The following is a 19,649-nucleotide window of genomic DNA, read 5'->3' on the forward strand; positions in this document are numbered from 1 at the left end:
GGGGTCTCTATCGACACGGGAAAATGTGGAGAGATACCCCTCACCCCAGTGAGCTTGTGTCTCCCGGCATCGCCGCCCTCTCCCACAAGGGGCGAGGGCACATCAACGCGCATCTCGCCGTATTGCTCCGCACAGTCAGCCGCCCTCAGGCCACCGCCGAGATCGGGCGCGGGCTGACGACATATTCGCGCAGCACCTTGTCGGTGGCATCCACCTCGATCAGCGCGACGTCGTAGGTCCAGAGATCGGCCAGATGCTGGAGCACGCGCTTGGCGTCGGTCTCGTTGAGCTGCGCGCCCTTGATGACATGGTGATGCAGGATCAGCCGCCGGTCGCCGGAGAGATCGACATCGACCACCTCGATATTCGCGTCGATGTAGCCGACATCGTGCTGCCGTGCCAGCTCGCGCCGGACGCGGCGGAAGCCGCGCTCGTCGTGAATGGCGTCGACCCGGATGCCGGCACGTTCCTCGGGATCGTCATGCAAGTGGAACATGCGAAGGTGCCGCATCAGCTTCGGGCTCAGGAACTGGGCGATGAAGCTTTCATCGCGGTAGTTGGCCCAGACGTCGCGCAGCACGCCCATCACGTCGTTCTTGCCGGCGATGTCCGGGAACCACTCGCGGTCCTCGTCTTCCGGCCTTGCGACGATGCGCTCGATGTCCTGCATCATGGCGAAGCCGAGCGCATAGGGGTTGAAGCCGGAAAAGCGCTGGTCGTCGAATTCAGGCTGGAACACGACGTTAGTGTGCGACTGCAGGAATTCGAGGAAATTGCCGTCGCTGATGCGGCCCTGCTGATGCAGCTTGGTCATGATGCGATAGTGGACGTAGGTCGCCGTCCCCTCGTTCATCACCTTGGTCTGGCTCTGCGGATAGAAATATTGCGCGATGTGGCGCACGATGCGCAACAACTCGCGCTGCCATGGCGCCAGCCGCGGCGCGCTCTTCTCGAGGAAATACAGCAGGTTCTCCTGCGGCAGGCCGAGCAGCTTGCGGCGGCGTTCGATGCTGAGCGCGGACCGGGTCTTGCTCTTTCCTGCCGGCACGGTGCGCCAGAGGTCGTTGAAGACCTCCTCCTCGTGCTGGCGGCGGCGCCCTGCCCGCTTCTCTTCGGCGCGGAGGTCGAGCTTCTTCTTGCCGGGATAGCGGTCGATCCCGTGCGACATCAGCGCATGCGCGGCATCGAGGGTGCGCTCGACCTCGACGCGACCGTAGCGATCCTCGCATTGCATGACGTAGTTCTTGGCGAAATCGAGATAGTCCAGGATGCCGTCGGCGTCGGTCCACTGCTTGAACAGATAGTTGTTCTTGAAGAAGTGGTTGTGCCCGAAGGCGGCGTGCGCGATCACCAGGGTCTGCATCGTCGCCGTATTCTCCTCCATCAGGTAGGAGATGCAGGGCGACGAGTTGATCACGATCTCATAGGCGAGCCCCATGAGGCCCTTGCGGTATGAGGCCTCGTGATACGCAAAGTGCTTTCCGAACGACCAGTGCTTGTAGAACAGCGGCATGCCGACGGACGAATAGGCGTCCAGCATCTGCTCGGCGGTGATCACCTCGATCTGGTTCGGATAGACGTCGAGCCCGAGATCTTTCGTCGCCACCTCCTCGCAGGCATCCGTGATGCGCTGCAAGGTATGAAAATCCCAATCGGCGCCTTCGAACAAGCGTTCCGTCATGGGGCGGCTTTCTCCTGGGCAGTGTCGCGGCGCTGAAACAGATCGTGGAACACCGGAAAAATCTCGCTGCGCTCGCTGACCTTGCGCATCGAGAGCGGTGCGCCGCTGTTGCGCAGGCGCTCGTAGAGGGTCCAGAGCGAGGAGTCGGACAGATCGAAGGCGCTGCCGCCGGACTCGCCGACCTCGAGATAGGCGAAGAACTGGCAGACCGGCAGGATCTTGTCGGTCAGCAGCATGCCCGCGAGCTCGCCGTCGGAATAGGAATTGTCGCCGTCGGAGGCTTGCGCGGCGTAGATATTCCAGTCCGACGGGCTGAAGCGTTCGCGCACGATCTCGTGCATCGCCTGCAGCGCGCTGGAAACCAGCGTTCCGCCGGAAGCCGGGCCGTAGAAGAAGGTCTGCTCGTCCACCTCCTCAGCGCGATCGGTGTGGCGGATGAAGACGATGTCGACGTGCTTGTAGCGGCGCTTCAGGAAGACGTAGAGCAGCATGTAGAAGCGCTTGGCAAGATCCTTCATGTGCTCGGACATCGAGCCCGACACGTCCATCAGGCAGAACATCACGGCCTGGGCAACGGGCTTGGGCACCGTCTCGAAGCGGCGGTAGCGGATGTCGAGCGGATCGATGAAGGGAATGCGCTTTGACTTCGCCTTCAGTTTTTCGAGCTGGGCCATCAGCAGCAGACGCTCGTCCTCGTCCGCGCATGCGGCGATGGCGTCTTCCAGCTCTTCGATCTCCTCCTTGCTGGGACGCCTGAGCGCGATACGGCGCGCCATTGCGCGCCGAACCGTCCGGCTCACCGAGATGTTGGACGGCGAGCCCGACGTGGTGTAGCCGGCGCGCTGGATGCCCTCGCTCTCGGTCTGCGCGATCTTGCGCTTGGCGAGATCGGGAAGTTCGAGATCGTCGAGGAAGAGATCGACGAATTCGTCGCGGCTGAGCACGAAGCGGAAGGCGTCCTCGCTGTCGCCTTCACCCGGACCGGAATCCTTGGCGCTGCCCTGGCCGGAGCGCTGGAGATAGTCGCCCTCGATGAACTTCTTGTTGCCGGGCAAAACCATGTCGCGCGTTCCGCCGTCGCGGCGGAAACGCGGCTCGTGCATGCCGTCGAGCGGAATCGTGACCTCGCCACCCTCCAGGACGTCCTTGATGTCGCGTTCCTGCGAGGTCTTCTTGACGGCGCCCTGCACCAGGGATTTGGCCCGACGCAAGAACCGCTGCCGGTTCTCGAGACTCTTGCCGCCTGGATTCAGGCGCCTGTCAATAATGTGAATCGGCACTTTTCCATCCGCCTCAACCGGCCTGCTTCACGCGCATGTACCATTCGACGAGCCGGCGAACCTGACGCTCGGTGTAGCCGCGCTCCACCATGCGTGCGACGAACTCGCCGTGCTTCTTCTCCGTCTCGCCGTCCTTCTTCGACCCGAAGGAGATGACCGGAAGCAGGTCCTCGACCTGGGAGAATATCCGCTTTTCGATCACATCGCGAATCTTCTCGTAGGAGATCCAGGTCGGATTCTTGCCACCGTTCTGGGCGCGCGACCGTAACGAGAATTTGACCACCTCGTTGCGGAAATCCTTCGGATTGGCGATGCCCGCCGGCTTCTCGATCTTGGTCAGCTCCTGGTTCAAGAGTTCGCGATCCAGCAGCTGGCCGGTGTCGGCATCCTTGAAATCCTGGTCCTCGATCCAGGCGTCGGCGTAGTCGACGTAGCGGTCGAACAGGTTCTGACCGTAATCCGAGTAGGATTCGAGATAAGCCTTCTGGATCTCGTTGCCGATGAACTCGGCATAACGCGGTGCAAGGTCGGCCTTGATGAATTCGAGGTAGCGCTTCTCGACTTCCTCGGGCAGCTGCTCGCGCTTGATCGATTGCTCCAGCGCGTACATCAGATGCACGGCGTCGGCGGCGACTTCCTGCGGATCGTGGTTGAAGGTCGCAGCCAGGATCTTGAAGGCAAAGCGGGTGGAAACACCGTCCATGCCCTCGTCGACGCCGGCGGCATCGCGATATTCCTGGACGCTGCGCGCCTTCGGATCGGTCTCCTTCAGGCTCTCGCCGTCGTAGACCCTCATCTTGGCGTAGATCGTGGAATTTTCGTGCTTGCGCAGGCGCGACATCACCGAGAACCGCGCCAGCGTCTCCAGCGTCGCGGGCGCGCAAGGCGCGGCCGCGAGCTCGGAGCCCTGGATCAGCTTTTCGTAGATCTTCTGCTCTTCCGTGATCCGCAGGCAGTAAGGCACCTTGATCACGCAGATGCGGTCGATGAAGGCCTCGTTGTTCTTGTTGGCCTTGAAGCTCGACCACTCGGCTTCGTTGGAGTGCGCGAGGATGACGCCGGTGAACGGGATCGCACCGATATTCTCGGTGCCGATGTAGTTGCCCTCCTGCGTCGCGGTGAGCAGCGGATGCAGCATCTTGATCGGCGCCTTGAACATCTCGACGAACTCGAGCACGCCCTGGTTGGCGCGGTTGAGGCCGCCGGAATAGCTGTAGGCGTCGGGATCGTTCTGCGCGTAGGTTTCGAGCTTGCGGATGTCGACCTTGCCGACCAGCGAGGAGATGTCCTGGTTGTTCTCGTCACCCGGCTCGGTCTTGGCGATCCCGATCTGGCGCAGCCGCGATGGCTGGATTTTTGCGACCCGAAACTGGGAAATGTCGCCGCCAAAGGCTTCCAGCCGCTTGTAGCACCACGGGCTCATCAGGCCGGTGAGACGGCGGCGCGGAATGCCGTATTTCTCTTCCAGCATCGGGCCGAGCTGATCCGGATCGAACAGGCTGAGCGGGCTTTCGAACACCGGCGAGAGCTCGTCGCCGGCCTTGAGCACGTAGATCGGGTGCACTTCCATCAGCGACTTCAGCCGCTCGGCGAGCGAGGATTTGCCGCCGCCGACCGGACCGAGCAGATACAGGATCTGCTTGCGCTCTTCGAGGCCCTGCGCCGCGTGACGGAAGAAACCGACGATGCGCTCGATGGTTTCTTCCATGCCGTAGAAGCCGGCAAAGGCCGGATAGGTGCGGATCGTGCGGTTCAAAAAAATACGGCCAAGGCGTGGGTCCTTGGCCGTGTCAATCGTCTGGGGCTCACCGATCGCTGCTAGCAGTCGTTCGGCCGCGTTCGCGTATTTCATGGGATCGCTTCGACACGATTCCAGATATTCCGCCATCGACATGTCGTGTTGGCTTCTCGCCTCGAACGACTTAGCGAAAGCGTTGAATAGAGAATCGTTGTACATGATCCCTCTCCGCGTGAGTTCCGCTACACAATTGAACGAAAGCAGCGACCGGACCGTTCCTTAGCGCCACTCTCGAATCAGCGTGAGCACATGACGATCATTCGACACCCGGGCGCCTTCTCGGCGCAACGCACAACGTAGGCACAGGGTGAGTTACGAACAGGCACCTGCCTGATATTTGAGCGAATCTTTGTCTATATTGGCTCATTTCCAGAAAATGTCACTTGCTCGCAACATCCGGGCGTTACCGGGGATGCGTTCATCCGGCGCTCCATCATAGCGATCTGCGAACGGCGATCTTATGACGCTTGTGCGGCGAAGCCTTGGGTGCTGCGTTCATCTTCCTGTTGCAATGCGGTGCGTGGACCGCCGGCGGCGTGACAGTCGCGGCAAGCACGCAGCAGTGTATCAAAATCGGTCGCCAGGCCCTCCGACCGGATCACGATGCGATCGTCCGTCACGCAGCCGACCAAGCCGCGGATACTGCAGAGCTGCCGCTGCAAGGCCGGCGTCGGCGTCAGCACGATCACCTTGCGCCCACGGCGTTCTTCAGCCGAAATCTCCGCGATCGAGTCCCACAGCAGAAATTCATTGCCGATGCGGAGATCGCGAATCCCATACGGGGTGACGATCACCACCGATCCCCGTTCGGCGGGGAGCATCCAGATCAGCCGACCGGTCATCAGGGCGAACGCCACCACACCGGCACAGCCGACCGTCGTGTCGTAATCGCCAAAAGCACCCCACCAGCCCAAGGCGAGCGTTGCGCTGAGCAGCGTCATGGCGAAGCCCGCTACGACCAGCAGTCGCGTTTGGCTCGTACATGGACCGATTTCGAGATCGTGGGACGCATCGACGCTTCCGGTCGACGTGACCGATCGGGGACTGTCTGTGACAGCGAGCGCCAGACGGTCATGATGTGCTTGCATGCTTTCCCCCAGCATGGCCATTCGCGACCGAGCCACGACGCATCAGGCGGACCGGAATCCGCTGATGAGTACTCCGCGCAGCCGCTAGCGGCGAGCCGAGGCAGCTGACGTTACACAACGAGGCCCGGCCGATTTCTCACGGCCAACGACCTTTTACGCAACTCGGCTCCCTCTACGCGGATCGCCATGATCGCGACGGAGTTACACTGGAGGATATGACGCCCATACCCTTGATTGGTTCCCTCAAGGAAGCATGTAAGCTAGAGGATAGCGCGTCAGGACCGGCGCGGAAACCCCTCGCCCGCAGGCTTGGAGATAAATTAGCATCATGAATCCCGTCAAAGAACTGGAAAAGCACGGACAAGCCGTCTGGCTGGACTTCCTGGCCCGTGGCTTCATCGCCAAGGGCGACCTGAAGCGGCTGATCGACACCGACGGCGTCAAGGGCGTCACTTCCAACCCGTCGATCTTCGAGAAAGCGATCGGCAGCTCGGACGAGTACGACGCGCCGATCGGCAAGGCATTGAAGCGCGGCGATCGGTCGGTCGCCGACCTGTTCGAGGCTGTCGCGATCGAGGACATCCAGAACGCGGCCGACGTGCTGCGCCCGGTCTACGACCGCCTCAAGGGCGGCGACGGCTATGTCAGCCTGGAAGTCTCGCCCTATCTGGCGATGGACACCGCCGGCACGGTCACAGAGGCGCGGCGGCTCTGGAAGGACGTCAACCGCAAGAACCTGATGGTGAAGGTGCCGGCGACGCCGGAAGGCCTGCCGGCGATCGAGCAGCTCATCGGTGACGGCATCAGCATCAATATCACGCTGTTGTTCTCCAGGGACGTCTATCTGCAAGTCGCCGAGGCCTATCTCGCCGGCCTGGAGACATACGTCGCAGGTGGCGGCGACCCCTCCCACGTGGCGAGCGTGGCGAGCTTTTTCGTCAGCCGCATCGACTCGGTGGTCGACAAGCAGCTCGACGAGAAGATCGCCCGCGCCAACGACCCCAGCGAGAAGGAACGGCTCGCCGCGCTGAAGGGCAAGGTCGCGATCGCCAATGCGAAGGTCGCCTACCAGGATTACAAGCGCCTGTTCTCAGGTCCCCGCTGGGACAAGCTCGCGGCCAAGGGCGCCAAGCCGCAGCGCATGCTGTGGGCCTCGACCGGTACCAAGAACAAGGACTACAGCGACGTTCTCTATGTCGAGGAATTGATCGGTCCCGACACCATCAACACCGTGCCGCCGGCGACACTGGATGCGTTCCGCGACCACGGCACGCCGCGCGACAGCCTGGAAGAGAATGTCGACGACGCCAGGCGCGTGTTGGAAGAGCTGGAGCGCTCCGGCGTCTCGCTCGATGCCATCACCGAGGAGCTCGTCAAGGACGGCGTCAAGCAGTTCGCCGACGCCGCCGACAAGCTCTATGGCGCGGTCGCCCACAAGCGCGCCACCGTGCTCGGGCCCGCGATCGACCGCCAGCTTCTCTCGCTCGGCGACGGTCTCGGCAAGGCCGTTGCCAAGAGCACCGAGGAATGGCGCGCATCCGCCAAGATCCGCCGGCTTTGGCAGCGCGACAAATCGGTCTGGACCGACACCGACGAGGATAAATGGCTCGGCTGGCTCGACAGCGCCGCCAAGACCGACGTCGCCGACTACGAGGATTATACAAGCCGCGTAAAAGGCCAGAAATTCTCCGACGCCGTCGTGCTCGGCATGGGCGGATCAAGCCTCGGGCCGGAGGTGCTGGCCGAGACCTTCGGCAAGAAGCCCGGGTTCCCGAAGCTGCACGTGCTGGATTCCACCGACCCGGCACAGGTGCGGGCGATGGAGGCCAGGATCGACATCGCCAACACCGTGTTCATTGTCTCCAGCAAGTCCGGCGGCACCACCGAACCGAATGCGATGAAGGATTATTTCCACGAGCGCGTCGCGCAGGCGGTCGGGCCGAAGGTCAAGACCGGCCATCGCTTCATTGCAGTCACCGATCCCGGGTCGTCGCTGGAGAAGGCGGCGAAGACGCTGAACTACGCGCGCATCTTCTACGGCGAGCCCTCCATCGGCGGACGCTACTCGGTGCTCTCGCCGTTCGGGCTGGTGCCGGCGGCAACCGCGGGCATCGATATCAAGACCTTCGTCAAGCACGCGCTTGCGATGGCCCGCTCCTGCGGACCGGACGTGCCGCCAAGTGAGAACCCCGGCGTGCAGCTCGGTCTTGCCATGGGCCATGCAGCGCTCGAAGGTCGCGACAAGGTGACGATCCTGTCGTCGAAGAAGATCGCCGATTTCGGCGCCTGGGCCGAGCAGCTCATCGCGGAATCGACCGGCAAGGACGGCAAGGGCCTGATCCCGATCGACGGCGAGCCGCTGGGCGAGCCCGCGGTCTACGGCAATGACAGGCTCTTCATCGACATCCGTATCGAGGGCGAGGCGGACGCCGCCCATGACTCGCAGCTTGCTGCGATCGAAGCGGCCGGCCATCCCGTCGTCCGCATCGTCATGAAGTCGATCGACCATCTCGGCCAGGAGTTCTTCCGCTTCGAGATGGCAACGGCGGTGGCGGGCAGCATCCTCGGCATCAACCCGTTCGACCAGCCGGACGTGGAAGCGGCTAAGATCAAGACCCGGGAGCTCACCGCCTCGTTCGAAAAGACCGGCGCGCTGCCGGCCGAACGGCCGGTGGTCAGCACCACCGAGGCCGATCTCTACACCGACGAGACCAATGCCGCGGCCCTGCGCGCCGCCGGCGCCAACGGCGACCTCACCTCATGGCTGAAGGCGCATCTGTCGCGCTCCAAACATGGCGATTATGTCGCCCTGCTCGGCTACATCGCGCGCGACAAGGCGACGATCGACGCACTCCAGACCATGCGGCTCGAAGTGCGCGAGAAGCGACATGTCGCGACCTGCGCCGAGTTCGGACCGCGTTTCCTGCACTCGACAGGACAAGCCTACAAGGGCGGCCCCGACAGCGGCGTGTTCCTCCAGATCACCGCCGACGATGCCAAGGATTTGCTGGTGCCGGGTCAGAAGGCCAGCTTCGGCGTCATCAAGGCGGCGCAGGCGCGCGGCGATTTCGACGTGCTTACCGAGCGCGGCCGGCGCGCGCTGCGGGTCCACCTGAAGGGTGGGCTCAAGAAGGGTCTCGCGGCGCTCAATGCGGCGCTCAATGACGCACTGAACTAAGGGAATTCCTCAATGCAACTCGGCATGATCGGCCTCGGCCGGATGGGCGGCAACATCGTTCGACGGCTGATGCGCCAGGGACATTCGACCGTGGTCTACGACAAGGATGCCAAGGCCGTCGCGGGTCTTGCCGCAGACGGCGCGACAGGCTCGGCGACGCTCGAAGAGTTCATTGCGAAACTGGATCGGCCGCGCACGGCCTGGGTGATGCTGCCGGCCGGCCACATCACCGAGACCACGATCGATACCATCGCGGGCGTGATGCAGGAAGGCGACGTCATCATCGACGGTGGCAACACGTTCTGGCAAGACGACGTCCGCCGCGGCAAGGCGCTGAAGGAGCGCGGCATCCACTATGTCGACGTCGGCACCTCCGGCGGCGTCTGGGGCCTCGACCGCGGCTATTGCATGATGATCGGCGGCGAGAAACAGGTGGTCGATCGGCTCGATCCGATCTTCGCCGCGCTCGCGCCCGGCGCCGGCGACATTCCACGCACGGAGGGACGTGAGGGGCGCGATCCCCGCATCGAGCAGGGCTACATCCATGCCGGCCCGGTGGGCGCCGGGCATTTCGTCAAGATGATCCACAACGGCATCGAATACGGCTTGATGCAGGCCTATGCCGAAGGTTTTGACATCCTCAAGAACGCCAATATCGAGGCCTTGCCGGCGGATCATCGTTACGATTTCGATCTCGCCGATATCGCCGAAGTCTGGCGGCGCGGCTCCGTGATTCCGTCCTGGCTGCTCGATCTCACCTCGACGGCACTCGCCGACAGCCCGGCGTTGACGGAATATTCCGGCTTCGTCGAGGATTCCGGCGAAGGACGCTGGACCGTGAATGCCGCGATCGACGAGGCCGTGCCGGCCGAAGTCCTGACCGCGGCGCTGTTCGCACGTTTCCGTTCCCGCAAGGAACACACCTTCGCCGAGAAAATTCTCTCAGCGATGCGAGCCGGCTTCGGCGGCCACAAGGAGCCGAAGCAGTCGGCTGCTTCGAAGCCCAAATAGCAATTAGCAGAGCGAAGGCCGATAGTTCGTGACAAAAGACCCGCAAGCCAAGCGCAAGCCGGAAAATTGCGCCTTCGTCATCTTTGGTGTCACCGGCGACCTCACCCATCGGCTGGTGATGCCATCGCTCTACAATCTGGCGGCCGAGCATCTGTTACCGGAAAAGTTTTGCGTGGTCGGCGTCGCCCGCCGGAGCCAGTCGGACGACGAATTGCGCGACAGCCTGTTGAAGGGCTTGCGCCAGTTCGCGACCCGTCCGGTGGACGATGACATTGCCAAGAAGCTGCTGGAATGCGTGACCTTCGTCGAAGCCGACGCAAAGGATCCGCCATCCTTTGATCGCCTGCGCGAGCATCTGGATTCTCTGGAATGCGCGCAGGACACCGGCGGCAATCGGCTGTTCTACCTCGCGACCCCGCCGGCTGCATTCGCGCCGACCGCGCGCGAGCTCGGCCGTACCGGCATGATGAAGGAGAATGGCACGTGGCGGCGGCTGGTGATCGAAAAGCCGTTCGGCACCGATCTCGCCTCGGCTCGCGCGCTGAATGGCGAGCTGCTGAAGATCATGGACGAACACCAGATCTACCGGATCGATCACTATCTCGGCAAGGAGACGGTGCAGAACATCCTGGTGCTGCGCTTTGCCAACGGCATGTTCGAGCCGATCTGGAATCGCAACCATATCGACCACATCCAGATCACGGTGGAGGAAAAGCTCGGCGTCGGCCATCGCGGCGGCTTTTACGACGCCACCGGCGCGCTGCGCGACATGGTGCCGAACCATCTGTTTCAGCTGATGTCGCTGGTCGCGATGGAGCCGCCGGCGCGTTTCGACGCCCATTCGGTGCGCTCCGAGAAGGCCGAGATTCTGACCTCGATTCAGCGCCCGAGCGAAGAGGAAGCGCTGAAGAGCTCGGTGCGCGCCCAATATCTGTCGGGGCGAATCGGTGACGATGAGATCCCGGACTATCGCAAGACCGAGGACGTCAAACCCGGCAGCACCACCGAAACCTATGTCGCGCTGAAACTGATGATCGACAATTGGCGCTGGGCCGGCGTGCCGTTCTATTTGCGCACCGGCAAGGCGCTCGGCCACAAGCGCACCGAGGTCGCGATCAAGTTCAAGCAGGCACCGCTGTCGATGTTCTCAGGCACCGCTGTCGATCGCCTCTCCCAGAACTTCCTCACGATCGGCATCGCGCCGACCGAGACCATCGAGCTCCAGTTCAACGCCAAGATCCCGGGGCCGAGCGTCACCATCGACGGCGTCGAGATGAAGTTCCGCTATGGCGACTATTTCCGGGCCGATCCCTCGACCGGCTACGAGACGCTGATCTACGACTGCATGATCGGCGACAACATCCTATTCCAGCGCGCCGACGGCATCGAAGCCGGATGGGAGGCGGTGCAGCCGTTCCTGGACGCCTGGAAGAACGCGGGCAGCAACGGCATCGAGACCTATCAAGCCGGCAGCGACGGCCCCGCCTGCGCCGATGAATTGCTCCGCCGCGACGGCCGAAGCTGGCGCAAGTTTTCGTGACGGCGGCCGGACAGCCGAAGCTCATCGTCGCGGCCGACGCCGAGGCTCTCGCGCGGGCCGCGGCCGAGCGGGTGATGGCGCGAATCGCCGACAATCCCGGGCGCATCGCGATCTGCCTGACCGGCGGCTCCAGCCCGAAGAAGCTCTACCAGCTGCTGGGCAGCGAGGCCTGGCGCGAGAAAATCCCGTGGGAGCGCGTGCACTGGTTCATCGGTGACGAGCGCTTCGTGCCCGAAAGCGCCCCCCTCAACAACATGGCGGTTGCCCGCGCGACCTTTCTCGATCGCAACGCGCCCTCCGGCCATGTTCACCCGATCCCGACGACGGCTGACACCCCCAATCAGAGCGCCGAGGCCTATGCGCGCGAGCTGCAGGCTTTCTACGGCGCGGAAAGCCTGGATCCGGCACGGCCGCTGTTCGACATGGTTTTGATGGGCGCAGGTCCCGACGGCCACACGGCGTCGCTGTTCCCGGGCTATCCTGCGATCGAGGAGACCGAGCGCTGGGTGGTCGGCGTCCCCAAGGCCAATGTTGCCCCCTTCGTGCCGCGGGTCTCGCTCACCCTGCCCGCGCTGGCGTCCTGCCGCGAAATGCTGTTCGAGATAGCGGGGCACGACAAGCAGCCGATCTTGACGCGCCTGCTCAATGGCGAGACTCTGCCGGCTGTACGCGCGCGCTCGAATGGCGAGACCGTCTGGCTGGTCGACCAGGCCGCGCTTCCGGGGGGAATTCGTGACGGGCGTTGAAGCACCTTGTGCATTGATCGTGATGGGCGTGTCGGGCTCGGGCAAGAGCACGGTTGCAAAAGCGTTGGGCGAGCGCCTCGGCTGGCGGTTCGAAGACGGCGACAGCTTTCATCCCGCCAGCAATGTCGAGAAGATGCGGGCCGGCCATCCCCTCACCGACGAGGACCGCTGGCCCTGGCTCAACGCCATCGCCGACGAGATCGCGCGGGTCTGTGACAAGGGCGAGCACGTGATCATCGCCTGCTCGGCGCTGAAGCATACTTATCGGGACGTGCTGCTGCGCGGACGCGACGACGTCCGCTTCGTCTTCCTCAGGGGCACGAAGGAGCTGATCGCCGCTCGCCTCGCGCAACGCAAGGGGCACTTCATGCCGCCCGGCCTGCTGACGAGCCAGTTCAACACGCTGGAGCCGCCGGAGGCTGGCGAGCACGTGATCACCGTCTCGATCGACGAATCCGTGGAAGCAATCGTGGACGGCGTCGTGCGACAGCTGAAACTGGGCAGCGCGAAACGCTGAGGCCAAACACCCAAGAAACACCCAAGGGACCGCCATGACAAAAATCTCGCTCGTCGTCTCCGACGTCGACGGTACGCTGCTGACCAAGGACAAGACGCTGACCGACCGCGCGAGGTCCGCGGTGCAGCGTGTGCACCAGGCCGGCATCGGCTTCACGATTACGTCGAGCCGCCCCGCGATCGGCATGCGCTTCCTGATCGAGCCGCTGGCGCTCTGGCTGCCGGTCGGCCCGTTCAACGGCTCCTCGATCGTCGATCCCGAAATGAATCCGGTCGAGCAGCATCTCATCCCAGCCGGCGCGGCCGAGCGAAGCCTGCAAATTCTCCGGGACTTCGGCGCCGACATCTGGCTGTTCACCACCGACAAATGGCTGATCGACAGGCCTGATGGCCAATACGTCGCTCACGAGCAGCATACGATCCGCTCCGATCCGACCATCGTCACGGATTTCTCGCCGTATCTCGCCAGCGCCTGCAAGATCGTCGGCGCCAGCGCCGATGCGGCGGGCCTCGAGCGTTGCGAGAAGGCGATGCAGAAGGCGCTCGGCAGCGAGGCGATGGCAGTGCGTTCGCAAACCTACTACCTCGACATCACCCCGCCCGGCTTCGACAAGGGCACATTCGTGCAAGCCATGGCCAGGCGCCTCGGCGTTTCAACCGACGCGGTCGCCACCATCGGCGACATGCAGAACGACCTCGCGATGTTCCGCGTCAGCGGCACCTCGATCGCGATGGGCAACGCGGCCGACAACGTCAAGGAGCAGGCGACCCACGTCACCGCGACCAACGAGCAGGACGGTTTCGCGGAAGCGATGGAGATGATTTTGAAGCGGAACGAGGTCGCCTAGGTCACTGCTTCGACCGCTGCATCGCCGGCTTCTGGCTGCCCTGCCTTGCCGCCGACAGATTATGCGCGGTGTTGACCAGCGCAATATGCGTCAGCGCCTGCGGGAAATTGCCGGTCTGACGCCTGGCGCCTGAATCATATTCCTCGGCCAGCAGCCCGACGTCATTGGCGATACCGACCACGCGATCGAACAAGCTCTGCGCCTTGTCGAGATCGCCCGCCAGCACATGGGCATCGGCCAGCCACAGGCTGCAGGCGAGGAAGGCGCCTTCGAGCGGCGGCTGCCCCGCAGGCACCTCGCGGGGATCGTGCCGCAGCACGAAGCCGTCGCGCAGCATGTGGTTTTCGACCGCCGCGATGGTGCCGCGAATGCGCGGATCCGACGCGTCCAGGAAGCCGACGGCCGGCAGCAGCAGCACGCTGGCATCGAGCAGCTTCGAGCCGTAGGACTCCACGAAGGCATTCTCCTCCGCGTCGAAGCCCCGGTTGCAGACGTCGCGATGAATGGCGTCGCGCAAGATGCGCCAGTGCAGCAGCGGAGCCTTGAAGCCGAAAGTCTCGGCGCTCTTGATGCCGCGATCGAAGGCGACCCAGGTCATCACCTTGGAGAAGACATAGTGCTTCGGCTCTCCGCGCCGCTCCCAGATGCCATGATCGGGCTGGTCCCAGACTTCGGCGAGGTGCTTGAGCACGGCGCATTCCAGCGCCCAGCTCTCGTCATCGAGCTTGAGCTTGGCCATCCGCGATTGGTGGAAGGCGTCGATCAGTTCGCCGTAGACGTCGAGCTGGAGCTGCGCGTGCGCGGCATTGCCGACGCGCACCGGCTGTGCGCCTTCGTAGCCGTCGAGCCAGGTCGCTTCCCATTCCAGCAGCCGCCGCTGGCCCCAGATGCCGTACATGATCTGCATGTTCGCCGGCGAGCCCGCCGCCGCACGCAGCAGCCAATTGTGCCAGGCCGAGGCTTCCTCGGTGTAACCCGAGTTCATCAGCGCCAGCAGCGTGAAGGTGGCGTCACGCAGCCAGCAGAAGCGGTAGTCCCAATTCCTGGCGCCGCCGAGCTTCTCCGGCAACGAGGTGGTCGGCGCCGCGACGATGCCGCCGGTCGGGCCGAAGGTCAGCGCCTTGAGCGTGATCAGCGAGCGCACGATCAGGTCGCGATAGTCGCCATCGCGATTGCAGTGGCTGCACCAGTCCTGCCAGAATTTCTCGGTCTCTTTGAGCGCGAGCTCCGGATCGATCGGCGCGGGTGGCTCGAGATGCGAGGGGCCGTAGGTCAGCACGAACGGCACGGTCTCGCCGGCCTTCACCTCGAAGTCGGAAACCGTGGTCAGATCCTCACCGCGGGTCTTCGCCGGCGTCCGCAGCACGGTCATGTCCTGCCCGGCGACCGCCAGTAGGGAATGGTCGATCCGCCGCACCCACGGGATGTCGACGCCGAAGCCGAAGCGGATGACGAGCTCCATCCGCATCTTCACCGTGCCGCTGACGCCGCGGACCAGCCGCACGATGTCGGAGGCCTTGCCACGCGGCGGCATGAAGTCGATCAGCGCAACGGTGCCGCTGTCAGTCTCAAAGCGCGTTTCCAGGATGAGGGTGTCGCCGAGATAGCGGCGCGACGTCGCGGTGACGTCCTCGCCCGGCGCGATCAGCCAGCGGCCGTTCTTGTGCGTGCCGAGGAGGGCTGCAAAGCAGGCATCGGAATCGAAGGCCGGCCAGCACAGCCAGTCGATCGAGCCGTTGCGGCCGACCAGCGCCGCGGTCTCGCAGTCGCCGATCAGCGCATAGTCCTCAATTCTCTGAGACAATGTCGTACGAGCCTTGAAAACGGCACCCTCGAAGCCCCGGCGATCAACGCCCGCCGGGCAACGAGCGTTCCCGTGTGGCGGCCTTCAAAGCCGCGAGATCGACTTTCGAGGCGATCTTGTCGAGCGTCACAGGCAGGCGCTGGCGCCAGTTCGGATGCTCGTCGATCGTGCCGGGAATGTTGGGCTGGTCGATCACGCCGAGCAGATCCTCCAGTGACACCGCAAGCAGCCGCGAGGGCGTGCGCGACAGGAAGGCGAGCACCGAATAGACATCATTGGCACGGATGCCGTTGGCACGCAGGATCTCGTCGAGCAGGCCGAGCGCATCCCAGCGGGCCTGATCGTTCTCGCCGGGATCGAGCCCGAGCGAGCGCTTCATCTTGAGATCGCTGAAGGAGCGCCAGCCGGCATAGGTCGACAAATCATGGGTGTTCAGCGTCACCAGCGCGTTGGGCCGGTAGTGATCGACGGGCCGGAAGTGACCGGCATCGTCGCGCTCGAACATCATGACGAGATAGGACCAGATGCCGAAATCCTGCATGGTCTCGCGAAATCCTTTCGGCACCGTACCGAGATCCTCGCCGATGACGATGCACTTATGGGCCGCGCTCTCGCGCGCCACGGTCGCCAGCAGCGCCTCGAACGGCATCTGCACATAGGCGCCGTTGTCGGGCTTGAAGCCGCGCGGCACCAGATACAGCCGCTTCAGGCCCAGCACGTGGTCGAGACGGATGGCGCCGGAATGGCGCATCGAAGCCGCGAGCATGTCGGCGAACGGCACGAAGGATTGCGCCTCCAGGCCGCCGGCATTGAAGCCGGCGAGGCCCCAATCCTGGCCGATGGTGTTGAGCACGTCCGGCGGCGCGCCGACCGCGAGATGACGGGAGATCGCCCCCTGCTCGTTCCAGGCGTCGAAGCCGTTCGACTGCACGCCGACCGCGACGTCGAGATAGAGCCCGACCCGCATGCCGAGCTGGCCGGCCAGCTCCTTGGCGGCATGCAATTGGCTATCGGCGGTCCATTGCACGAATTCGACGAACTCGACCTCGTGCTTGTCCGGGCCATTGCGCAACTCGGCGCACTTCGTCTCGTCCGGCTGCTGCCACTCCATCGGCCATTCCCACCACGGCGCCGCGAAACGATGGCGTAGCACCTCAAAGCAGGCAAAGCGGGACAACAGCGGCGCGCGAGCCGCGCGGAAGGCGTCGAACTGGTTGCGGCGGACGCCGCTCGCGGTTTTCACGAAGCTGTCGAAGGCGGCGCGGAGGCCGAGCCATTTCAAGGCCGCCATGTCCGAATAGGGCACACGATCGCCGTCGCGGAGCCGCGCGGCGGTCGCGGCCGCGTCGGGGACGAGGTCGGGCGAAAATTCCGGGATCGCCTCGACGTCGATATAGAGCGGATTGAGAAACAGCCGGCTGTTCGGCGAGTAGGGGCTGCAATCGGCCGGATGGTCGTCGAACAACACATGCAGGGGATTGAGCCCGACGCCGTCGGCTCCCAACTGCTTGGCGAGCCGGACGAGACCGGCGAGGTCGGTGAAATCGCCGATGCCCCAATTGCGCTCCGAGCGGACGCTGTAGAGCTGGACGGCAAGCAGCCAGCCGCGGTCGAAATCCCCGCCAAAGGCCCGCTCCGGCGCCACGATCATCGGCACCTCTTCGGTCACGCCTTCGGCATCGATCAGCGTCAGTCGGTGATAGCCGAGCGGCAGGCCGGCGGGCCAGGCAATCACGGGCTCGCGCGTCTCACCTTGCGCGATCAAATTGCCGTTGCCGGTCATCTTCCATTTGAGCGGCGGCGCACCGATCGTCACCAATTCGGTGCGCGGCTGTCCCAAGGCGCGGACCACCACGGGCCCGCTGACGAAGCGGTAAACCCGCTTCTCCGGTAGGGCGTCGAGGATGGATCTGAGGGCCACGGGATCGGTGACCCGCAGCTTTCCGAGGGCATCGACGAATTCGGATTGAACGCCCTTGATCCGGGCTTGAGCTAAAAGATCCATTCGGCACGCAGCTTGCAGGCCATGTTTTGGCCGGGGGCATCGATTTTAACGAGGTCGCGGAAGAGGTTAGTCAGGGTTAACTCGCGAGCCGCGCCTGCCGTTCCCAACGGAACCAATGACACACAAGCGGCTTTCTATAGTGGTATCAAGCGTAGGTTCCCGGCAAGGGAAACGGGCTCCTGCTTTCTTGTCAATGGCATCACCGTGAACAAGACAATTCAAACTGTCGAGAGTGCCGCAGCGGGCAGCACTTTCCTCATCGAGGACGTCTATCCCCTGATCGACGGCGGGCGCTTCGCCGTGAAGCGGATCGCCCGCGAACCGGTCGAGGTCTGGGCCGACATCTACCGGGACGGCGACGCCGTGATCGGCGCAGCGCTGATCTGGCGACAGGAGCAGGACCGCGAATGGCGGAGCGAGCCGATGATCCATCACGGCAATGACCGCTGGTCCGGCGCGTTCACACCCGTCGAGCCCGGCAAATATGTCTATGCGATCGAAGCCTGGACCGACGAATTCGCGACGTGGTCGCACGCGGTCGCGCGCAAGCAACGCTCCGGTGCCGACGTCACGCTCGATGCGATCGAGGGCGCCGGCCTTCTGACCAAGGCGCATGGCGCGCAGCAGGACGCCGCCGCCGTCATCGTCAGGCAATGCGAGGACTATCTTCAGACCGGCGACGTTGCCCCGCTGCTGGCAACCGAGCTCGGCGCAGCCATGGCCGAGAGCCAGTCGCGGCCTGATCTGACGCGCTCGGCGCTATTCCCACTGTTCGTCGACCGCGACAAGGCACGGTTCGGCGCCTGGTATCAGATGATGCCGCGCAGCCAGAGCGTGGTGCCAGGACAGCATGGCACGCTCCGCGACTGCATCGCGCGCGTGCCCGACATCGCCGCGATGGGCTTTGACGTGCTCTACTTCACGCCGATCCATCCCATTGGCCGTACCCGTCGCAAGGGCCGCAACAACACGCCGGTGGCGGGCGACGGCGATCCCGGCTCGCCTTATGCGATCGGCGCCATCGAGGGCGGGCACGACGCGCTGCACCCCGAACTCGGCACGATCGAGGATTTTCGCGCGCTGGTCGCGACCTGCCTGGAATACGGCCTCGAGCTCGCGCTCGACTTCGCCGTGCAATGCTCGCCGGACCACCCGTGGCTGACGCAACATCCGGAATGGTTCAAATGGCGCCCGGATCGCTCGGTGCGGACGGCCGACGGGCCCTATTCCGATATCGTGATCCCCGATTTTACGTCCGTCGACCGTGCTGGACTGTGGAACGCGTTTCGCGACGCCATGCTGTTCTGGATCGACCACGGCGTCACCATCTTCGCCATCGACAATCACGACACCGCGCCGCTCGCCTTCTGGGAATGGCTGATCCGTGACATCCGTCGCCGGCATCCCGAGGTGATCCTGTTCTCCAAGACGTTCGCGCGCCCGAAGCTGATGAAGGGCCTCGCCAAGCTCGGCTTTGCACAATCCTTCAGTTATTTCCCCTGGCGCACGGCGAAGTGGGAGCTGGAGCAATATCTCGGCGAGCTGACGCGCTATCCCGAACGTGATTTCTATCGGCCGAACCTGTTCGTGAGCACGCCCGATCTTTTGCCCTATCATCTCCAGGGCGGCGAGACCTGGGCGTTCAAATCGCGCGTCGCGCTGGCCGCGACGCTGTCCGGTAATTACGGCATCTACAGCGGGTTCGAGTTGCTGGAGCACGACGCGATCCCCGGCCGCGAGGAATATCTCGACTCAGAGAAATACCAGATCAAGCAGCGTGACTGGAACAAGTCCGGCCATATCAAGACCTGCATCGCGGAGCTCAATCGCATCCGCAACGAGAATGCTGCGCTTCAGCAGACGGCGAATCTGCGCTTCATCGGCATCGAAGACGGCGAGACGATCGCCTTCGTCAAGGAAGCGACCGACCCGGCCAATGTCGTCGTGATCGTGGTTGCGCTCTCGCGCCATGTGCGCGAATTCTGGTTGCCGCTCGGCGACGTCACGGTTGACGACGGCGGGCAGCGACGCCATGTGTCGGCACTCCAAAACCTCCTCACCGGCGAACAGGCCCGCATCGAATGGGGCGGGATCAAACTGCGTATCGATCCCGAGCGCGATCCGGCGCTGCTGTTCCGCTGCCTGGCGTAAGGG

Annotated in this window: 13 protein-coding genes; 7 read left to right on the forward strand and 6 right to left on the reverse strand. The window is 63.9% G+C overall.

What is annotated here, in order from left to right; translation table 11 throughout:
* Positions 1-145: 145 nt before the first annotated feature.
* The 4 genes from BRA1417_RS0134840 to BRA1417_RS0134855 all read right to left on the reverse strand — a co-directional run bounded on the left by BRA1417_RS0134840 (position 146) and on the right by BRA1417_RS0134855 (position 5,868).
* Entirely contained in the window at positions 146-1,681 is a 1,536-nt protein-coding gene (locus BRA1417_RS0134840; RefSeq protein ID WP_027519769.1) for a SpoVR family protein, read from the reverse strand.
* Entirely contained in the window at positions 1,678-2,955 is a 1,278-nt protein-coding gene (locus BRA1417_RS0134845; RefSeq protein ID WP_027519770.1) for a YeaH/YhbH family protein, read from the reverse strand. Before BRA1417_RS0134845 ends, BRA1417_RS0134840 begins: the two co-directional genes overlap by 4 nt.
* A 19-nt stretch (positions 2,956-2,974) precedes the next feature.
* On the reverse strand, positions 2,975-4,918 hold the full coding sequence (locus tag BRA1417_RS0134850) for a PrkA family serine protein kinase (protein ID WP_018454065.1): 1,944 nt from the start codon (positions 4,916-4,918) through the stop codon (positions 2,975-2,977).
* A 299-nt stretch (positions 4,919-5,217) separates the two neighbouring features.
* Positions 5,218-5,868: a hypothetical protein gene (locus BRA1417_RS0134855; protein ID WP_027519771.1), complete on the reverse strand. Its 651-nt coding sequence runs from the start codon at positions 5,866-5,868 to the stop codon at positions 5,218-5,220.
* Between the two features lie 307 nt (positions 5,869-6,175).
* Here BRA1417_RS0134855 and BRA1417_RS0134860 point away from each other — a divergent pair, with 307 nt between their 5' ends.
* The 6 genes from BRA1417_RS0134860 to BRA1417_RS0134885 are packed head-to-tail and all read left to right on the forward strand — an operon-like array spanning position 6,176 to position 13,686.
* Positions 6,176-9,025: a bifunctional transaldolase/phosoglucose isomerase gene (locus BRA1417_RS0134860; protein ID WP_027519772.1), complete on the forward strand. Its 2,850-nt coding sequence runs from the start codon at positions 6,176-6,178 to the stop codon at positions 9,023-9,025.
* A gap of 12 nt (positions 9,026-9,037) precedes the next feature.
* On the forward strand, positions 9,038-10,036 hold the full coding sequence (gene gnd / locus BRA1417_RS0134865; RefSeq protein ID WP_027519773.1) for a phosphogluconate dehydrogenase (NAD(+)-dependent, decarboxylating): 999 nt from the start codon (positions 9,038-9,040) through the stop codon (positions 10,034-10,036).
* Positions 10,037-10,064: 28 nt separating this feature from the next.
* Positions 10,065-11,576: a glucose-6-phosphate dehydrogenase gene (gene zwf / locus BRA1417_RS0134870; protein WP_027519774.1), complete on the forward strand. Its 1,512-nt coding sequence runs from the start codon at positions 10,065-10,067 to the stop codon at positions 11,574-11,576.
* Positions 11,573-12,322 carry a 6-phosphogluconolactonase gene (gene pgl, locus BRA1417_RS0134875; protein ID WP_027519775.1) on the forward strand — a complete coding sequence of 250 codons (750 nt, stop codon included), beginning with the start codon at positions 11,573-11,575 and terminating at the stop codon, positions 12,320-12,322. Before zwf ends, pgl begins: the two co-directional genes overlap by 4 nt.
* A complete protein-coding gene (locus tag BRA1417_RS0134880) occupies positions 12,309-12,839 on the forward strand; it encodes a gluconokinase (protein WP_027519776.1) in 531 nt (176 codons plus the stop codon). Before pgl ends, BRA1417_RS0134880 begins: the two co-directional genes overlap by 14 nt.
* 34 nt (positions 12,840-12,873) lie before the next feature.
* On the forward strand, positions 12,874-13,686 hold the full coding sequence (locus BRA1417_RS0134885; RefSeq protein ID WP_027519777.1) for a Cof-type HAD-IIB family hydrolase: 813 nt from the start codon (positions 12,874-12,876) through the stop codon (positions 13,684-13,686).
* Position 13,687: 1 nt separating this feature from the next.
* On the opposite strand, the gene BRA1417_RS0134890 is transcribed toward BRA1417_RS0134885, so the two are convergent.
* Both BRA1417_RS0134890 and malQ read right to left on the reverse strand, forming a co-directional pair.
* A complete protein-coding gene (locus BRA1417_RS0134890) occupies positions 13,688-15,490 on the reverse strand; it encodes a glycoside hydrolase family 15 protein (protein WP_027519778.1) in 1,803 nt (600 codons plus the stop codon).
* 43 nt (positions 15,491-15,533) lie between these two features.
* Entirely contained in the window at positions 15,534-17,495 is a 1,962-nt protein-coding gene (malQ, locus tag BRA1417_RS0134895; protein WP_027519779.1) for a 4-alpha-glucanotransferase, read from the reverse strand.
* Between the two features lie 204 nt (positions 17,496-17,699).
* Here malQ and BRA1417_RS0134900 point away from each other — a divergent pair, with 204 nt between their 5' ends.
* A complete protein-coding gene (locus BRA1417_RS0134900) occupies positions 17,700-19,646 on the forward strand; it encodes a maltotransferase domain-containing protein (protein ID WP_027519780.1) in 1,947 nt (648 codons plus the stop codon).
* Positions 19,647-19,649 lie beyond the last annotated feature (3 nt).

Origin of the sequence: Bradyrhizobium sp. WSM1417, assembly GCF_000515415.1 — a bacterium.
Classification (GTDB): Bacteria; Pseudomonadota; Alphaproteobacteria; order Rhizobiales; family Xanthobacteraceae; genus Bradyrhizobium.

Excerpts from the sequence above, each read along its gene's own strand:
- BRA1417_RS0134840 (WP_027519769.1), bottom strand. The coding sequence starts at position 1,681 with ATGACGGAACGCTTGTTCGAAGGCGCCGATTGGGATTTTCATACCTTG.
- BRA1417_RS0134850 (WP_018454065.1), bottom strand. The coding sequence starts at position 4,918 with ATGTACAACGATTCTCTATTCAACGCTTTCGCTAAGTCGTTCGAGGCG.
- BRA1417_RS0134855 (WP_027519771.1), bottom strand. The coding sequence starts at position 5,868 with ATGGCCATGCTGGGGGAAAGCATGCAAGCACATCATGACCGTCTGGCG.
- BRA1417_RS0134860 (WP_027519772.1), top strand. The coding sequence starts at position 6,176 with ATGAATCCCGTCAAAGAACTGGAAAAGCACGGACAAGCCGTCTGGCTG.
- gnd (WP_027519773.1), top strand. The coding sequence starts at position 9,038 with ATGCAACTCGGCATGATCGGCCTCGGCCGGATGGGCGGCAACATCGTT.
- BRA1417_RS0134885 (WP_027519777.1), top strand. The coding sequence starts at position 12,874 with ATGACAAAAATCTCGCTCGTCGTCTCCGACGTCGACGGTACGCTGCTG.
- malQ (WP_027519779.1), bottom strand. The coding sequence starts at position 17,495 with ATGGATCTTTTAGCTCAAGCCCGGATCAAGGGCGTTCAATCCGAATTC.